The 15,471-nt window shown below is 41.6% G+C and carries 21 protein-coding genes and 1 pseudogene; 6 read left to right on the forward strand and 16 right to left on the reverse strand.

Annotated elements, in window-relative coordinates; genetic code table 11:
* Nucleotides 1-2: 2 nt before the first annotated feature.
* Nucleotides 3-947, reverse strand: a complete 945-nt coding sequence (locus ACLFKQ_RS24295; RefSeq protein WP_449002270.1) for a glycosyltransferase family 2 protein — start codon at nt 945-947, stop codon at nt 3-5.
* 11 nt (nt 948-958) lie between these two features.
* A pseudogene (locus ACLFKQ_RS24300) lies at nt 959-1,173 on the reverse strand (DUF4277 domain-containing protein); the annotation flags it as partial.
* 108 nt (nt 1,174-1,281) lie between these two features.
* Between ACLFKQ_RS24300 and ACLFKQ_RS24305 the strand changes: the two are divergent.
* Nucleotides 1,282-2,262: a glycosyltransferase family 2 protein gene (locus tag ACLFKQ_RS24305; RefSeq protein ID WP_449002271.1), complete on the forward strand. Its 981-nt coding sequence runs from the start codon at nt 1,282-1,284 to the stop codon at nt 2,260-2,262.
* Nucleotides 2,263-2,278: 16 nt separating this feature from the next.
* Here ACLFKQ_RS24305 and ACLFKQ_RS24310 read toward each other — a convergent pair whose 3' ends face one another.
* The 13 genes from ACLFKQ_RS24310 to cysE form a co-directional block, all read right to left on the reverse strand.
* Nucleotides 2,279-2,686 carry a transposase gene (locus tag ACLFKQ_RS24310; RefSeq protein ID WP_449002424.1) on the reverse strand — a complete coding sequence of 136 codons (408 nt, stop codon included), beginning with the start codon at nt 2,684-2,686 and terminating at the stop codon, nt 2,279-2,281.
* Between the two features lie 660 nt (nt 2,687-3,346).
* Complete coding sequence (locus ACLFKQ_RS24315) at nt 3,347-3,817, reverse strand: ankyrin repeat domain-containing protein (protein ID WP_449002272.1); 471 nt, start codon at nt 3,815-3,817, stop codon at nt 3,347-3,349.
* A 7-nt stretch (nt 3,818-3,824) separates the two neighbouring features.
* Entirely contained in the window at nt 3,825-4,079 is a 255-nt protein-coding gene (locus ACLFKQ_RS24320) for a hypothetical protein (RefSeq protein WP_449002273.1), read from the reverse strand.
* Nucleotides 4,080-4,142: 63 nt separating this feature from the next.
* Complete coding sequence (locus tag ACLFKQ_RS24325) at nt 4,143-4,628, reverse strand: hypothetical protein (protein WP_449002274.1); 486 nt, start codon at nt 4,626-4,628, stop codon at nt 4,143-4,145.
* A gap of 81 nt (nt 4,629-4,709) precedes the next feature.
* The gene (locus tag ACLFKQ_RS24330; protein ID WP_449002275.1) at nt 4,710-4,865 is read right to left on the reverse strand and encodes a hypothetical protein; all 156 of its coding nucleotides are present in this window, start codon (nt 4,863-4,865) and stop codon (nt 4,710-4,712) included.
* Nucleotides 4,866-4,933: 68 nt separating this feature from the next.
* Complete coding sequence (locus ACLFKQ_RS24335) at nt 4,934-5,170, reverse strand: hypothetical protein (protein WP_449002276.1); 237 nt, start codon at nt 5,168-5,170, stop codon at nt 4,934-4,936.
* A 268-nt stretch (nt 5,171-5,438) separates the two neighbouring features.
* Nucleotides 5,439-5,957: a flavodoxin gene (locus ACLFKQ_RS24340; protein WP_449002277.1), complete on the reverse strand. Its 519-nt coding sequence runs from the start codon at nt 5,955-5,957 to the stop codon at nt 5,439-5,441.
* A gap of 65 nt (nt 5,958-6,022) precedes the next feature.
* Nucleotides 6,023-6,223 carry a putative nitrogen fixation protein NifT gene (gene nifT, locus ACLFKQ_RS24345; RefSeq protein ID WP_449002278.1) on the reverse strand — a complete coding sequence of 67 codons (201 nt, stop codon included), beginning with the start codon at nt 6,221-6,223 and terminating at the stop codon, nt 6,023-6,025.
* A 71-nt stretch (nt 6,224-6,294) separates the two neighbouring features.
* Entirely contained in the window at nt 6,295-7,407 is a 1,113-nt protein-coding gene (gene nifV, locus ACLFKQ_RS24350) for a homocitrate synthase (protein ID WP_449002279.1), read from the reverse strand.
* A gap of 34 nt (nt 7,408-7,441) precedes the next feature.
* A complete protein-coding gene (locus ACLFKQ_RS24355; protein ID WP_449002280.1) occupies nt 7,442-7,636 on the reverse strand; it encodes a DUF2949 domain-containing protein in 195 nt (64 codons plus the stop codon).
* 95 nt (nt 7,637-7,731) lie between these two features.
* Nucleotides 7,732-8,274 carry a DNA starvation/stress protection protein DpsA gene (gene dpsA, locus ACLFKQ_RS24360; RefSeq protein ID WP_449002281.1) on the reverse strand — a complete coding sequence of 181 codons (543 nt, stop codon included), beginning with the start codon at nt 8,272-8,274 and terminating at the stop codon, nt 7,732-7,734.
* A gap of 12 nt (nt 8,275-8,286) precedes the next feature.
* Nucleotides 8,287-8,556 carry an Asr1405/Asl0597 family protein gene (locus tag ACLFKQ_RS24365; RefSeq protein ID WP_449002282.1) on the reverse strand — a complete coding sequence of 90 codons (270 nt, stop codon included), beginning with the start codon at nt 8,554-8,556 and terminating at the stop codon, nt 8,287-8,289.
* Nucleotides 8,549-9,277, reverse strand: a complete 729-nt coding sequence (cysE, locus tag ACLFKQ_RS24370; protein ID WP_449002283.1) for a serine O-acetyltransferase — start codon at nt 9,275-9,277, stop codon at nt 8,549-8,551. The genes ACLFKQ_RS24365 and cysE overlap by 8 nt, the downstream gene beginning before the upstream one ends.
* Before the next feature lie 1,455 nt (nt 9,278-10,732).
* Here cysE and nifB point away from each other — a divergent pair.
* The 4 genes from nifB to nifS are packed head-to-tail and all read left to right on the forward strand — an operon-like array spanning nt 10,733 to nt 14,011.
* Nucleotides 10,733-12,160 carry a nitrogenase cofactor biosynthesis protein NifB gene (nifB, locus tag ACLFKQ_RS24375; RefSeq protein WP_449002284.1) on the forward strand — a complete coding sequence of 476 codons (1,428 nt, stop codon included), beginning with the start codon at nt 10,733-10,735 and terminating at the stop codon, nt 12,158-12,160.
* Nucleotides 12,161-12,173: 13 nt separating this feature from the next.
* The gene (locus ACLFKQ_RS24380) at nt 12,174-12,386 is read left to right on the forward strand and encodes a hypothetical protein (RefSeq protein ID WP_449002285.1); all 213 of its coding nucleotides are present in this window, start codon (nt 12,174-12,176) and stop codon (nt 12,384-12,386) included.
* A gap of 13 nt (nt 12,387-12,399) precedes the next feature.
* Complete coding sequence (locus ACLFKQ_RS24385; RefSeq protein ID WP_449002286.1) at nt 12,400-12,762, forward strand: 4Fe-4S binding protein; 363 nt, start codon at nt 12,400-12,402, stop codon at nt 12,760-12,762.
* A gap of 43 nt (nt 12,763-12,805) precedes the next feature.
* Complete coding sequence (nifS, locus tag ACLFKQ_RS24390; RefSeq protein WP_449002287.1) at nt 12,806-14,011, forward strand: cysteine desulfurase NifS; 1,206 nt, start codon at nt 12,806-12,808, stop codon at nt 14,009-14,011.
* Here nifS and ACLFKQ_RS24395 read toward each other — a convergent pair.
* Nucleotides 14,008-14,376 (reverse strand): four helix bundle protein, encoded by a 369-nt coding sequence (locus tag ACLFKQ_RS24395; protein WP_449002288.1) that lies wholly within the window; start codon nt 14,374-14,376, stop codon nt 14,008-14,010. The genes nifS and ACLFKQ_RS24395 overlap by 4 nt on opposite strands.
* A gap of 107 nt (nt 14,377-14,483) precedes the next feature.
* Between ACLFKQ_RS24395 and nifU the strand changes: the two genes are divergently transcribed.
* Nucleotides 14,484-15,398, forward strand: a complete 915-nt coding sequence (nifU, locus tag ACLFKQ_RS24400) for a Fe-S cluster assembly protein NifU (RefSeq protein WP_449002289.1) — start codon at nt 14,484-14,486, stop codon at nt 15,396-15,398.
* Nucleotides 15,399-15,471: the final 73 nt, after the last annotated feature.

Here is a 15,471-nt window from a genome sequence, read left to right on the forward strand (position 1 = left end):
TGCTACTTACTCAGACCAAAATCGGTGTGAACCTGTTGATACTCCTGATAATCGATACCCAAGAAACCGGCAAAAGTTCCCGCTCCTCGATAAATATAAAGCAGAGCTTCGGCGAGCGCCTGTTTGCCTACAATCAAAGCGGGAATCAGTTTTAAAAGCCCGATAACGATCAAAGCCAGTCCTTTAATTAATCTAATAGCTTGAGTCGTTAGTGAGGGATATAGTTCTTTTTCAAGTAAACTGTGAGTTCCCCACATACGATAGCCCCTGTTTAAAATCCACTTTAAATTAGTTCGAGAAGGGGGAATCCATTCGTAAACTACTGCATTATCTGCCCAAACGATTTCATAGCCCAATTGATTTAAGCGCAGAAAAAGATGGGAATCTTCACCACCAGTAATAGCAAAGCGGTCGTCAAAAACGCGGTCGAACTGTCTTAAAATCGAACCGCGAATTAAAACGTTACCAGAAAAGGCAACGTGACGTCGTTCTCCCGTTTGATAGCGAGGCAGCTCGAAAAATCCTCCTTTAATTATCCACTCAGGCACTTTGTCTTCTTTAAAATGAGGTATAACTGGTCCTGTAACTACATCAGCATCATATTGTTGCTGAACTAGCAATAATTCTTCTAACCAAGCAGTTTCTGGAACTTCGTCATCATCAATACTAACTATGAAGTCGGCCGTGTTTGCGGCTAAAGTCAGCGATTTATTGCGGGCGTAGGTAATACCCCTTTGGGATTCAACATCAACTTTGAGCGTCCATTGAAAATCGGCGTCAAGTTCGGCGCAAACTCGAGCAGCTACTCCGAGAGTATCATTATCGACTACTACAACTTCAAGCTCGGGAGGTTCGAGCTGCTCGAAAGTTAGGTTGTTAATAGCTTGAAGTAAACGTTTTAATCCTTGAGGGCGTTTATAAGTAATAATACAAATAGAAACTAACATATGGTAATTTTATAAAAACAGGCAAACAGGTACAGAAAGCACTGACCAAACCTAAAATGTTGAGAATCATTGCTTTGACGGCTACTTCCGTACTGACAATTTCTTGGGGGTGGGTTCTCAATTTTTGCTTAATTTGTTCCACCCGCTCCATTTAGTCGATAATTCCCGCTACTATGCCGCATTGGTCAAGATCTTGTACTCTCATTGAAGATGCTATTGGTGTCATGAAATAAAAATATTATAGCTCTTCTCTTTAACCTTCAGAATGTAGGATAGCAGACCTCTCTTACAAAGAGCTCTAACTCATCGCTAACTACGATTTAGAAAACAATCAATGAATATTAAAGTATCTGCGATCGTTCCTGCCTATAATACGGAAAAATACATAGCCAAAGCAATTTCCTCAGCTCTCTCACAAACTTTGAGGGATATTGAAGTTATAGTCGTAGATGATTGCTCCACTGATAACACAGTAGAAGTGGTTCGAAGTTTCTCGGATCCTCGTTTGAAATTACTATTGAATTCCGAAAATCTAGGAGCAGGAAATGCCCGTAATAAGGGGCTTCAAGCAGCTAGTGGCAAATGGATTGCAGTTCTCGACTCTGATGATTGGTATGCGCCGCAAAGACTGGAAACTCTAGTCAAAATAGCCGAACAAAAAAATGCAGATTTTATTGCTGACGATTTGTATTTAATTGAAGATGGCAATAGTTCTCCTTGGGGAACGCTAATTGGCGAGAGCGGAGAGAAAATATCTTCAGTCAAACAATTTGAAGCGGCTGATTTTATTCTCTCAGATATAGAAAACAAAGTTAGTTTGCATCTTGGCTTTAGTAAACCTCTTTTTAGAAGAGACTTTCTCGTCAAACACGAGATTAAATATCAAAATATTAAAGTAGCCGAAGACTTTTGGTTCGATATGTACTGCTTTTTACATGGAGCACGCTTTTTTCTCGTCCCCGAACCATACTACTATTATCGCGCTCGTCCGGGCTCCTTAGTTTCTAGTGACAAGATAAAGCGACTACAAGAAAATTGTGAAGCCATTGATGATTTTATGAAGCATCGGGACTATCTTAATGATAATCCGCAGGTGTTAAATGCCTTGCAATTGAAAAGGATAGAGACCCAAAAATGGCTCGATTATTATCGCCTGGTCGAACCACTCAAGCGAGGACAAATATTAACTGGTTTGAAAACGATATATCATAATCCTCTTGTTGTTAAATATCTAACCTTACATATTCCTAAACTTATGGAACGTCGTTTAAAGACTGTTCGTAAATTTACATTAAGCAAGCTGGGTAGCAAGTGATTTTGGTGTTCTCTAATTACAGCGATTTGCAGGTTGATAAGGGACAGTAACAGCAGTGGGCAAACCAGTTACGCAGATGATTAGGATTTATCAGATGTATCGCTATTTTAATTAACAGATCGACTCTTTTAGAAGTCTTGGGAGAGAACTGTCTGAGAAAAGCCTTTAGCTGTGACCACCAATGTTCAATCGGATTAAACTCTGGGAAGTAGGGAGACAAATATAAAATTTTCGCTCCCACCGCTTCAATCAAAGGCGCGCTCGCTTTGACTTGATGTGCAGGCAAATTATCCATGACCACTACTGCGCCTTTCCAGAGTTGAGGCACAAGACACTTAGAGACATAAACTTTAAAAGCAGCAACATCCATTGAATCATCAAGCGTCATTACAGCCAACACTTTAGAAACCGTGATTGCACCAATTAGACTTACTTTGGAGCCTCGATCGAAGGGTTTGTAATCATCAGCTCTTTCTCCAGGCGCATTGCGTCAAGAAATACCAAATCTTTGAGGTCTACTTCTTTCACTTGTGCCCAATACTTGGCTCTGAGGAGTTGGACTCTTTCACTTGTTGCTTGGCTAGAGCGGAGCGTTTTTTTTTAGAGGCAATCTTAGTCGCTGAAATGTACGACACATAGTACTTTGACTTACCCATAATCCTGTTTCAGGAAAAAGTAGCTCACAATATTCTGCTAAGGTTGCATCATTCTGTTTCTCAAAGATTTCCATCAACTTGGCTTTATGTTTTATAACTGGACTCACCATTGAGCCACCTTGCTTTCGCGGAAGAATATGTCCTTGTATTCGCTTCTGAGTAACTAATTTTTGCTCACTCCAAAACGCTGTGCCACTTTTCTGATAGAGCTATCACCTTTCTCGAGCGCATCAATTATCTTTTCTCGCAAATCGGCGTTGCTGATTAAAGTAATGACGTACAAAATAATACTGTTCGTAGCCATTAGCCATGAGCTTTTAGCTTTTAGCTTTTAAGAGACTATCATTTGAGTCGTGAGTGAGCAAAATAGACTTTTATCATTACACATTCAGCAACGTCGAACTCACCTTCCCTTAAATCCATATATCTTATACCTCTACTTCCCTGATTCTTTGACGTAATAATTTGAAAATTTCTACGGTACTAGAAAACTCGATCGCGCTATAATTATCCAGGTTTCTGAGCTGGGGATTGGCTCCTGCTTTTAATAAAAGTTTCACCACTTCGGTTTTTCCTGCAGAGGCGGCATACATCAATACTGTTACGCCATTATCATTTTGGTTGTCTAGATCGATCCCTGCATTAATTAGTAACCCCACAAGAGGAAAATGATGGTGAAAACAGGCAAACCACAGTGCATTGTTACCATCGTTATTTCTAAGATTGAGGTTGACATCGTTAGCGAGTAAATCCCGCACGACATCAATCGCTCCTTCGCGACTGGCAGCTATTAAAGCCGTCGTACCATTTTTGACTCGCTCATCTAAATTTTCGGTATTGTAGCCTTTTTTTTGCAGCCAAATCTCTGTAGTCTGGCTCAGTCTTTGAGTTATCGTCATTGGTCTACTATGGTTTGGTTGATAATTCTGGATATAAGCCCAATTGTCTGGCGAGTTGACGGGCGATAAAGATTAAGAACTTAGATCCTTCTTGATTGTTTTCATGTGCCATGATGGTAGCTACTTGCATCACGGTTCGGATAAAATTTTCGTCAATTAAGTCGGCACTGGCATTTAAAACTTCTGGTTCTTTACCATTAGGACAACGTAGCAGGCGATCGATTAACTGGTAATATTCTTCTTGGCGTTGGTTGTCGGTCATTTGTTGTTAGTGTTTAGTGGTTAGTGGTTAGTGGTTAGTTGCTAGTCTCTACTTCATCTTGGTTTATTCATCGTCATCAGGAGTTGTAGTGATGACTTCATAGACGGTAGTGGCACAAAACTCTCTGCTGTCATCAATCTCTCTAACTTTCTGGCTGATTGCCTTAGCTTCGTCAATTTTGCCAAGCTGAGCGAGAATTAAACCTTTGGCAGCATAGGCATTAAGATAGAGTCTGATATTTGGTTTCTGTTTGCCAGTTAGCAAAATTGGCTTGAGTTGAGACCATTCAACTGGTAAATCTTCTAAGATCGCAATTTTCTCTAAAACTTGTTGGGCAATTGAAAGTGCAGTTGTCGGTTGATGTTTGTAGAAAAAGAAACGATAGGCTCCAACTAAAACATCCAGGTTATTTTGAGCTTTAAATAAAGCTTGCTTGATGTAATGTTCGGCTAAACCCGTATATTGCCAATTCTCGCTAGCTAAGAGCAATAATTGTTTGATTTCTGGTTCGACATCACACCAAGAAAGCTGGTCTGGAATAGTTTGCATGATTTTAATCTAGTCAAATGGTTAGTAGTTAGTGGTTAGTGAGGGAACGACTAACTACTAACTAGGTCAATTGGAGCTTTGCTAGTTTGAGGGTAAAGAAGATGTCAAAGGAAATTCCTCAGTTACAGATTTTTCTTCGATTAACTCTGGAGTGAAATTGCTAGAGGTAAAAGCGAGGGTCAGTATAAGGACTAAAATGGTGACAATCTCTTCTCGGATACGTTCTAAATCTTTCATGGTTGTTTCCTGTATTTCTACCAATTTTTTTTGGCATAATTGTTACCTACTAAGTTTCTGGATTACTTCTAAATCTCTAATGGTGCTAGTTTTTTAGGTAGAAATCGCTCGACGGTCAGAACGAGCTGCGGAGCTTCTTGGCGAGCGTTCGCTTGTCTTTGCATTAATTTTTGACTATCGAATAATTTAGAATCTGACTGATTAACAACTATATCGAACATCAAAGTCAGAGTTAGAAGTAAAAGAAAGAAAAATTTCTGGCGAACAGCAGCCAGTTTTAGCTCTTGTTCTAGCGATCTCATCATTTTTGACGATTGCTTGCGAGTATTACTGTTAACTGTTCGCTGTAGATTCGACTTGTTCATCGGTTTAACAGCTACCAGATAGATAATAGACTTGTTGCGAAATAGGCTTTAAAATTGCTTGAAACCTAGACACAGCAAATGTTTTAAGCGATCGGTATCTTTGAGAGCTGTAAGCTATATAGAATAAGCAGTTCAGCGACTTTTTCCGTTATTACGCAACAAGTCTAATGTACTCATGCAGGGCATAGATAATGCTGCCCAATTTTACCTACTGAGGAAAACATTGACGAAGAGTTGCAATCCAATTTTCAATGCGTTCTTCAGTTTTTTCGCTTTCATTAACTTCGTCGATCGGCAATCCGACAAATTGACCATCTCGCACGGCATAAGAATAGTTAAAATCATAGCCATCAGTAGGAACATTTCCGACTATAGTTGCACCTGCTTCTTTAAAATAGTCATATAAGGTCCCCAAAGCACTGACAAAATTCTCGCCATGTGTACCACAATCTCCCGCGCCAAAGAAAGCAATGGTTTTCCCGGTAAAATCGGGCTTTTCATCTTCCATATCTACCAAAGGATCGCGCCAGTCATTTTGTACTTCTCCAGAACCCCAAGTAGACGAACCAAGCAGCAAGTAATCATATTGCAGCATATCGTCAAAACCATCGAAGTCTTCCATGTTGTAGAGATTGCAAGTATCTTCATCAAAATATTCGACAAGTTTTTCAGCGATTTCTTCAGTTACACCAGCAGTGCTGCCATAAAAAATTCCAATTTTTGCCACGATCGCACCTCCTATAAATCTATAAATATTGTGTTTGTGGTGTTTGCAAAAGAGAAAAAACAAAATTACAATTTTTTGGCGTTAAAAGTTTGAGGTAGTTTGGTGTCTTCTCCTAAATCTTTAAAAGACAACTGCCAACCGTTAGCCAGGGTTAAAATTTTGCCATCTGAAGTAGCGGTTTGTTCGACTACTTCTTCTTCCAAATCTTTCTTGGGGACATAAACTGATAGATGTCCGAGATCGTTTTTATGTAACATTACTTTCATGATTATTAGTTGGTAGTTAGTGGTTAGTGGTTAGTAATTGGTTATTAGTCGCAAACAAAAGGAACCAATGACTAATGGTTAGGGATTAAACCTAGTAACTCATCTGGGGTTAGGCTGCGTTTTAGCTCGACCGACAAGTCTCGCACGGCATCGACAAGCGATCGCGTTTCTTCTAAGCTCAGAGCGATGCCGTATTGCTTTAACAAGTTAGTAACCAGATGTTTGCCAGAATGCTTGCCAATTACTAACTGGCGTTCTCGTCCCACTTCTTCGGGGGTAAAGGGTTCGTAAGTTGAGGGGTTTTGCAGCACTCCATGTCCGTGGATACCGGACTCGTGGGCAAAAGCATTTTTACCGACGATCGCTTTCCAGGGAGGAAGATCGCAGCCAGAGGCTTTAACGACAAATTCCGAGATTTCTTTAAATCTACTGGTATCGATTCCAGTCTTAATGCCATAGATGCATTTTAGTGCCATAACTACTTCTTCTAAAGCAGCATTGCCCGCTCTTTCTCCCAAACCATTGACAGTGGTATTGACCGAAGTCGCTCCGGCTCTAACTCCGGCGAGGGCGTTAGCCGTTGCCATGCCAAAGTCATTGTGAGTATGCATCTCTACGGGAATAATCAGCCTGTCAACTAACTGCTTGACTTTGTCATAGGTAGTGAGAGGATCGAGAATTCCTACCGTATCGCAAAAACGAAAACGGGATGCTCCCCAATCTTGAGCCGCCAAGGCTACATCGAGCAAAAAGCTGTCATCGGCGCGGGAAGAGTCTTCACCACCGACAGAAACATACAAACCGCGATCGCAGGCGTAGCTAATCGTATCTCTCAGGCGATCGAAAACTAATTGGCAATTGCCTCGGAACTTAACCGCGATTTGAATTTCCGATACGGGAACGGATATATGCACTCTTTCTAAGCCACAAGCCAAAGAAGCATCGATATCCGAGCGCACGGCGCGATTCCAGCCAGTAAGCAGAGTATGCAAACCAAGACGAACCATCTCGGTAATGGCTTTGGCTTCGGTGCTACCCATTGCCGGAATGCCCACCTCGAGTTCCCGTACGCCAATGGCATCCATCAATGTGGCAAAGACAACTTTTTCGGCTACGGTAAAAGCAACTCCTGCTGCTTGTTCCCCATCCCGTAAAGTCGTATCGTTAATCTGAATTGGTAGCATAACTAAACCTCAATCTGCTAAAAAGTGTCAAAGACTATCGAGCTTCCAACCAATCAAAGATGCGGTCTAATCCCGAGCACGATACTAAACCGTATTGCCAGAGAAGCATGGGTATGGGTGCGTTTAATTCCTTTTGTTTTTGCACCACTAAAGCGATTTCCGTAGCCGATACGGTTAACTCATCTTGTAAAAACTGTTCTAATTCCGTGACTTTAAACTCGAATTCCATGATCGTTTATCCTCGGTTAATTATGCTTCGTCCTGGGTTATCAGTCCTTCGTCTCTGGTTCAATGACTAATGACAAAGGACTGATGAGTATATGACTATTTACCAACAAAGCCTAAAGTAAGACTATCGGTAACTAGGAAGTGATCGAGATGGAAGGCTCTTTCTTCTGTCGCTAGCAAAATCTGTTCGTATAAATAACGTGTAGCGCGATCGCCTACACTTTCAGCTTGGGCTGCCTGACGACGAATTAGCTCGATAATTTTTTGTTCTGCTGCAAGATCGTGTTCGATCGTTTGGCGACAGTTAAAGATGCCATCGTCTTCTGGAGTAAAGCAGCAAAGCTCGGCTAGTTTGCTAAAGCTAGCTGCGGGAGTGCCTCCCAAGCCATTCAAACGTTCCCCAATTTCGTGAGCGTGCTCCTGTACGGCATCGTAACTTTCTTGAAAGTATTGATGGAGTGAATAAAATTCCGCACCTTCGACGACAAAGTGATGCTTTTGGTATTGCAGATATAGACCTTGAAAACTCGCTAGGGCAAGATTCAAGCCTTCGCATATGGAAATGACGATCTCTTTGTCTAAACCGATGGGGTTATTGGCGACTTCACCAAAAGGTTGAACTACTAATGTTTGTGTCATGAGTTTGAGTTCCTAATTATTAGTTGTGGATAAAACTTTGGTTGACCAGCATCGCTCTAGCCAGTCGCTTAGTTCCGAGCGAGTGCTAGTGAATTGTTGTATGGTGCTGCGGAGCAAAACGGCATCGATACAGCGATCGATCTGTACCCAGAGCGTGCCATCTTGGGGACACCAGCAGGAAATATTTAATTCTTGCAGACGACGATAGACTATCCAGCGATCGCTACGGTCGATTTTAGCGACCTGACTGACAATGGCATCAGGGGAAGTGAATTTATACATGATTTTGTGGATGGTAGTGGGATAATTTCTGTATCTGTTGTTCCAAATTCTCGATGCGACTCAGTAAGGAACGAATGATGTGAGCTTCTGGATCGGGTAGTTTGCCGTGTTCGAGGGGGCAAACACGTCCAGCACGGGAAACGATACGACCTGGAACTCCTACTACGGTGCAATCATTGAGTACGTCCCGTAAGACGATCGAACCCGCACCGACGCGAACGTTATCACCGAGATTGATATTGCCTAAAACTTTTGCACCCGTACCGACGACAACATTTTTACCTAAAGTCGGGTGACGTTTTCCTGTCTGTTTACCAGTGCCACCCAGGGTAACGTTTTGGTAAATCAAACAGTAATCTCCGACGATGGCAGTTTCACCAATTACTACCCCCATCCCATGGTCGATAAATACTCCTTTGCCGATAGTTGCACCAGGATGAATTTCAATTCCGGTGAACAATCTTGCCAAATGAGATAATAACCGGGGTAAGAGAGGAACCCGACCGTGCCACAGCCAACTAGCTAGTCGATGTAATGCCAATGCGTGCAGACCGGGGTAACAAATTAAGACTTCTAGCCAATTGTTTGCTGCAGGGTCGCGATCGAAGATAATCTTAAAATCTGTCCGGAGAGTTGTCAGCCAAGAGGTAGTTGCTGACAATTTAATCTGCTTGCCATTTGTTATCTCTCTTTGTCTGTCGACCGTTAGTGGCTGTTGCATGGGTTTGTCTTTTGTTATTTGTCTTTTGTAATCAACGATCGATTGACCGATGACTAATGACTAAACTGTATGTAATGCTTATATCAACCGGTCGAATGTTGACTTGGACGATAGACAAAGGTTAGATTGATTAGATTCATTAATTTGTACTTATCGTCTGGCAATTCAGTCAAGATAAAGGTTTGAGCGAGCAATAATTTTTTTTGGGGTATGCCTACTGGTATTTTTACCGACGGGTCTGAGTATTGTTTGGTAAAGGTATTAGTATTTCCTACTCAAAATGGTATTTTCTATAACCCAGTCAAACTCAGCAATAGATCGAGTTATTAATGCCCAAAATTAGGTACTCGATCGCCCACCCTCGGTCACGAAGTCAGAACTCAGATGTTATCTAGTTTGTAGCTGTTGTTACCCTTCGATCAAACTGTCGATTGACACATATCAAACTCAGTAAAATAATGATGTTAATTTAGATACGGATTCGAGAGATGAGTAGAACTTCGCAACAGCAATTAACTTTGAATTCCGTGACGCTTCTGGAGGGGGTTTGACAAGCCTGCTCCAGTTTTTTTGTTGCTTTTTTTAGTGGAGGCGATGAGGCTAGGCTTCAACTGCGCGATCGCATCGTAGAGGCAAGTTTTTCCAAAAAGCGACGGGAAAAGACCCTTCCTCTAACTGTTGATGGTTAATTGACCAACCGACTTAGTACGATCGCCGCCAATTCATGAAGAGCCAAGCGCTCGAGAGCGACTATATAAAGAAAATTCAAGTTTTTAATCGAGAGCAACTAAGGCGATCGCTTTTTTTATATCTTCTAGAGAACAAATTAGTTTAAAAGTTTAAAAAGTGTAATTATCGATTAAATATAAGTTACTACGCGATCGCCAAGTTCAACTAACTTGAAAAATAGTAAATTTGAATACAAAATAGATTTAATTTGTTGTTTCCGTAACAATTTTCTAGCTATTTATCATTAGTTATTACTTTTAAGTATGTGGGCAAAAAAACTAATTGAGTATAAGAAAAGTTCAGAAAAAATTCCTGGCTATAATCCCCTCAAAGCCAGGTATAGTTTAGAGTTTTAATCGAGTAGAACAAATACCAGAGGCTTGAGAAATAAATACTAACCCCCCATCATCACAATACTAGTATCCCATACCCATAAATTTTTTTTTTCTTTGCCAAACAAGGATTTGAGAGCTTGAGTACAGTCTAAGCAATTCAATAAAACTAACCGAGTGCAGATTTTATATACAGCCAAAATCTGAGTGATATAACTTTCATAACGTCATCAGTTAACAGTCATCAGTCACTGGGTTTTATGCAAAGAATAAATAAAAAAATGACAAAAAACAGATGACCGAGAACGGGTGGTATAAAATTTGAGATTTTTTCAAATAAATACCCCTGAAGAATACGAATTACAAAGGTCAAATTATTGCGGAATTCAATTCAATGTCACCAACTACCAGCACTACCATTACGGCAGAATCTAAAGCTAAAGCAAACAAGTCTTCTCAAGGCTGTGGATGTAGTTCTCCTACTCCCCAAAAGATCGATCCTAAGATTCAAGAAAGAATTGAAAAGCATCCCTGTTACAGCGAAGAGGCACACCACCACTATGCACGGATGCACGTAGCAGTCGCACCTGCTTGTAATATTCAGTGTAATTTTTGCAATCGCAAATATGACTGTGCCAACGAAAGTCGTCCTGGGGTAGTTAGCGAACTACTCACTCCCGAAGAAGCGGCACATAAGGTGTTGGTAATTGCGGGTAAAATTCCCCAAATGACGGTTCTAGGTATTGCCGGTCCTGGCGATCCTCTAGCCAATCCGCAGCAAACTTTCCGTACCTTTGAATTAATTGCCGATAAAGCACCAGATATCAAACTGTGCTTATCTACCAACGGGTTGATGCTTCCCAACCACGTCCAACAAATCAAAGATCTAAATGTCGATCACGTCACCATTACTATTAATATGGTCGACCCAGAAGTTGGAACCAAAATCTATCCTTGGGTACGCTATAACCGCAAACGTTGGAAAGGAGTAGAAGCCGCACAGTTACTTCACGAACGCCAGATGGAAGGCTTACAGGCACTACAGGAAGCCGATATCCTCTGTAAAGTCAACTCGGTAATGATTCCAGGAATTAACGACGAACACTTAGTAGAAGTAGATGAAGTAATTCGTTCTAAGGGTGCATTCCTACACAATATAATGCCGCTAATTTCCGCTCCCGAACACGGCACGTATTTTGGTTTAACCGGACAGAGAGGTCCAACACCCAAAGAGCTAAAGGCTTTACAAGACAGTTGTTCGGGCAACATGAAAATGATGCGTCACTGTCGCCAATGTCGTGCTGATGCCGTTGGCTTACTGGGTGAAGATCGTTCTCAAGAATTTACTAAAGAGAAGTTCTTGGAAATGACTCCCGAATACGACCTCGAAAAACGAGTCAGAGTTCATGCAGGCATCAAACAGATTAAAGAAGCCATGCAGGCTGCCAAAGCAGCAAGAGCGACTAAAAAACAACCAAGAGGCGAGAAAATTTTAGTTGCAGTAGCCACCAAAGGCGGCGGCGTGGTCAATCAACACTTCGGACATGCCAAAGAATTTCAAATCTTTGAAGTCGATGGTGTAGAAGCTAAATTTGTCGGTCACCGCAAAGTAGACCATTACTGTCAGGGCGGTTATGGCGAAGATGCCACTCTAGATAATATTATCGGTGCTATTAAAGATTGCAAAGCCGTACTCGCTTCTAAGATTGGTGATTGTCCTCAAGGAATGCTCAGAGAAGCTGGTGTAGAACCAGTTCAAGGTTACGACACCATCGACAAAATTGCCCTGGAATACTACGAAAAATTCAAACAACAAAAATAAATGGAGTAGGGCAATGAAGATTTCCACTAGCCACACTAACAAAACGAGCGATCGCTATTGGTTTAAAGATTACCGAGAGTTAGTAAAACAACAACACACTAGTGCTTCTCCCACACACAGTCTCTGTATTGATTGTTCCGACTATTACGATATACCTCCCTGTCAAACTAACTTTACTACCGATAGTGGTTGTTTCCCCAGTCTCATCAGTCAAGATAGCAACTAAGCAGGAGTAGACCATGACTTACACTATTTCCGACCAATGTATCGCTTGCGAAAATTGTTTACCTCACTGTCCTACAGAAGCAATTTACCAAAACGATAGCGGCAAATTTTCCATCGATCCCAATCTCTGCAATGATTGCGTTGGCTCTTACGGAGTGCCTCAATGCATGGCAGGCTGTCCGACTTCTAATGGTTGCACCCCCACTATTTCTAGTTTGATTAAATCTTCTCGGGCTACCACTAACAATTACTGGGATAACTGGTTTGCAACCTACGATCGCCTGATCTCTAGACTGAAAGCCAAACGAGAAACCAAACACTGGCAGCATTGGTTCGATACTTATTCCCAAAAATTAGACATCTTACTGCATACATAAAACTCGTTTTAAAAAATTACGGAATATTTAATCAGAAAGAGCAATGAACGACTGCATTTATCTCGATAACAACGCTACGACCAAAATAGATGAAGATGTTTTAGCAGCAATGCTACCCTATCTCAGCATCTATTATGGCAATCCTTCTAGTATGCATACCTTTGGCGGACAAATCGGACGTGCCGTTAGAGAAGCAAGATCGCAAGTAGCTTCTCTTTTAGGAGCAGAAGATTCCGAAATTATCTTTACCAGTTGCGGCACTGAGGGAGATAATGCAGCTATTCTTGCCGCTTTAAAAGCTCAACCCAATAAGAAACACATTATTACCACCAAAGTCGAGCATCCCGCGATTTTAAACCTCTGTCGCAGACTGGAAAAAGATGGTTACACTGTTACCTATCTTTCGGTTAATAGCAAAGGACAACTAGACCTAGACGAGCTACAAGCCTCTATCACTGGCAACACAGCGGTAGTGTCTGTTATGTATGCCAATAACGAAACTGGTGTAATTTTCCCCATCGAACAAATTGGGCAAATCGTTAAAGAATATGGCGCGTTGTTTCATGTCGATGCCGTACAGGCAGTAGGGAAAATTCCCCTCAATATGAAAACCAGCACCATCGATCTGTTAACTCTCTCCGGTCATAAAATTCACGCTCCCAAAGGTATTGGTGCTTTATACGTACGTAAAGGTGTTAGATTTCGTCCCCTATTAATTGGCGGACACCAAGAACGAGGACGTAGAGGCGGAACGGAAAACGTAGCAGGTATAGTTGCGTTGGGTAAAGCAGCTGAATTGGCACGACAACATTTAGCAGATATCAGTCGAGAAAAACTGTTACGAGATAAGCTCGAACGAGGTATTCTTGCCACTATTCCCAATACGGCAGTCAATGGCGATCGGGATAATCGTTTACCCAACACGACTAATATAGGTTTTAAATATATTGAAGGGGAAGCTATTTTGCTCTCTCTCGACCAATATGGCATCTATGCCTCTTCTGGTTCGGCTTGCTCCTCTGGCTCGTTAGAACCTTCCCACGTGCTCAGAGCTTTGGGACTCCCCTATAGCGTACTTCACGGTTCGATTCGCTTTAGCCTCTCCCGTTACACGACCGAAACCGAAATCGATCGCGTCTTGGAAGTTCTGCCAGACATTATCGACCGCCTCCGCGAACTTTCTCCCTTCAACAGCGACGATGCAGAATGGCTCAAAGAACAAGAACAGTCATTAGTCATTAGTCATTAGTCATTTGTTTTGCCGATTGAGTTTAAGTATGCGTTTAATCTGGGAGCTAATTCTTCAATTATGGTTTTCAATCGATCTAATTGTTCTGGAGTGAGTAGTTGACGACAGTAAGCTCTTCTCAACCAGTGTTGAGTTTCATACAAAGAACCCCTAGCAATCCTTACAAATCTCTTATTGTCATTAAAACTACCCCTACCAGCAACCTCAGCTATATTTGCCCCAATACTATCCGCAGAACGAATAATTTGTTTTCCCACTGTATCTTTTGCTAATGACTGCCATTCACTAACAATTCGCCAAATTTCTTCCGACAGTTTTTCTGCTAAGCGATAAACGTTCAAATCCTGAAATTTCTTACTCGCCATAATGTACTCAAATAACTCGAAGCCCAACCATAACTAACTCTCCTTCATTCATCAGTGACAACACACCAACAACAAATGACAAATAACCAAGGACAAAGGACAAAATCATGTGGGACTATACAGACAAAGTAATGGAACACTTCCATAACCCCCGCAATCAAGGTAAGATTACGGAAAAACAGGAAGGAGAAAAAATTGTCACCGGAGAAGTAGGCAGCATTGCCTGTGGAGATGCTCTCAAACTCCATCTCAAAATTGACGAAGCAACTCAAACTATTGAAGAGGCTAGATTTCAAACCTTTGGTTGTGCTAGCGCGATCGCCTCTTCTTCTGCCCTCACCGAACTACTCAAAGGTAGAAAAGTAGAAGAAGCTCTCAAACTAACTAATAAAGAAATTGCCGAATCTCTCGGTGGGTTGCCTGAAGAAAAAATGCACTGTTCGGTAATGGGACAGGAAGCTTTAGAAGCTGCTATCTATAATTACAAAGGCATTCCTCTCGACGCCCACGAAGAAGATGAAGGAAATCTTATATGTCGCTGTTTTGGTGTCTCTGATACAAAAATCAAAAGAATTATTCGCGAGAATAATCTTACAACTGCAGAACAGGTAAGCAACTATGTTAAAGCTGGCGGCGGATGCAGTTCGTGTTTACCAGATATCGACGATCTGCTCTATGAAATTGCCACCGAAAAAGAAAAGAGCGTGGAGGTGGCAACGCAAGTTTGGCAGGATAACAATCTAACTCCTGCACCATCAGCCACAACTACTCAAACTCCAAAACCTTTAACTAATCTCCAAAAAATCACCTTAATTCAACGAGTAATTGACGAAGAAATCCGACCGGTGCTAGCTGAAGACGGCGGCGACATGGAACTATTTGACATTGAAGGAGATGTCGTCAAAGTTATTCTCAAAGGTGCTTGTAGCGGCTGTGCTTCTTCCACTGAAACCTTAAAAATTGCCATTGAAGCTACCCTCAAAGAGCGCGTATTACCCACTCTAACTGTGGAATCAGTCTGAATGTAGGCATTAGGCACCCTTGCTCTAGGATTCTGCTAACCCTAAACTTCTAAAACTTTACACCCCTAAATAC

The sequence above is a fragment of the Myxosarcina sp. GI1(2024) genome, assembly GCF_053543375.1.

Bases quoted from the DNA above. Each gene is read 5' to 3' on its own strand.
- nifB (WP_449002284.1), top strand. From the start codon at position 10,733: ATGTCACCAACTACCAGCACTACCATTACGGCAGAATCTAAAGCTAAA.
- cysE (WP_449002283.1), bottom strand. From the start codon at position 9,277: ATGCAACAGCCACTAACGGTCGACAGACAAAGAGAGATAACAAATGGC.
- ACLFKQ_RS24305 (WP_449002271.1), top strand. From the start codon at position 1,282: ATGAATATTAAAGTATCTGCGATCGTTCCTGCCTATAATACGGAAAAA.
- nifS (WP_449002287.1), top strand. From the start codon at position 12,806: ATGAACGACTGCATTTATCTCGATAACAACGCTACGACCAAAATAGAT.
- ACLFKQ_RS24395 (WP_449002288.1), bottom strand. From the start codon at position 14,376: ATGGCGAGTAAGAAATTTCAGGATTTGAACGTTTATCGCTTAGCAGAA.
- ACLFKQ_RS24385 (WP_449002286.1), top strand. From the start codon at position 12,400: ATGACTTACACTATTTCCGACCAATGTATCGCTTGCGAAAATTGTTTA.
- ACLFKQ_RS24380 (WP_449002285.1), top strand. From the start codon at position 12,174: ATGAAGATTTCCACTAGCCACACTAACAAAACGAGCGATCGCTATTGG.
- ACLFKQ_RS24320 (WP_449002273.1), bottom strand. From the start codon at position 4,079: ATGACCGACAACCAACGCCAAGAAGAATATTACCAGTTAATCGATCGC.
- ACLFKQ_RS24330 (WP_449002275.1), bottom strand. From the start codon at position 4,865: ATGAAAGATTTAGAACGTATCCGAGAAGAGATTGTCACCATTTTAGTC.
- nifU (WP_449002289.1), top strand. From the start codon at position 14,484: ATGTGGGACTATACAGACAAAGTAATGGAACACTTCCATAACCCCCGC.
- ACLFKQ_RS24295 (WP_449002270.1), bottom strand. From the start codon at position 947: ATGTTAGTTTCTATTTGTATTATTACTTATAAACGCCCTCAAGGATTA.
- ACLFKQ_RS24325 (WP_449002274.1), bottom strand. From the start codon at position 4,628: ATGCAAACTATTCCAGACCAGCTTTCTTGGTGTGATGTCGAACCAGAA.
- ACLFKQ_RS24355 (WP_449002280.1), bottom strand. From the start codon at position 7,636: ATGGAATTCGAGTTTAAAGTCACGGAATTAGAACAGTTTTTACAAGAT.
- ACLFKQ_RS24365 (WP_449002282.1), bottom strand. From the start codon at position 8,556: ATGTATAAATTCACTTCCCCTGATGCCATTGTCAGTCAGGTCGCTAAA.
- nifT (WP_449002278.1), bottom strand. From the start codon at position 6,223: ATGAAAGTAATGTTACATAAAAACGATCTCGGACATCTATCAGTTTAT.
- ACLFKQ_RS24315 (WP_449002272.1), bottom strand. From the start codon at position 3,817: ATGACGATAACTCAAAGACTGAGCCAGACTACAGAGATTTGGCTGCAA.
- nifV (WP_449002279.1), bottom strand. From the start codon at position 7,407: ATGCTACCAATTCAGATTAACGATACGACTTTACGGGATGGGGAACAA.
- dpsA (WP_449002281.1), bottom strand. From the start codon at position 8,274: ATGACACAAACATTAGTAGTTCAACCTTTTGGTGAAGTCGCCAATAAC.
- ACLFKQ_RS24335 (WP_449002276.1), bottom strand. From the start codon at position 5,170: ATGATGAGATCGCTAGAACAAGAGCTAAAACTGGCTGCTGTTCGCCAG.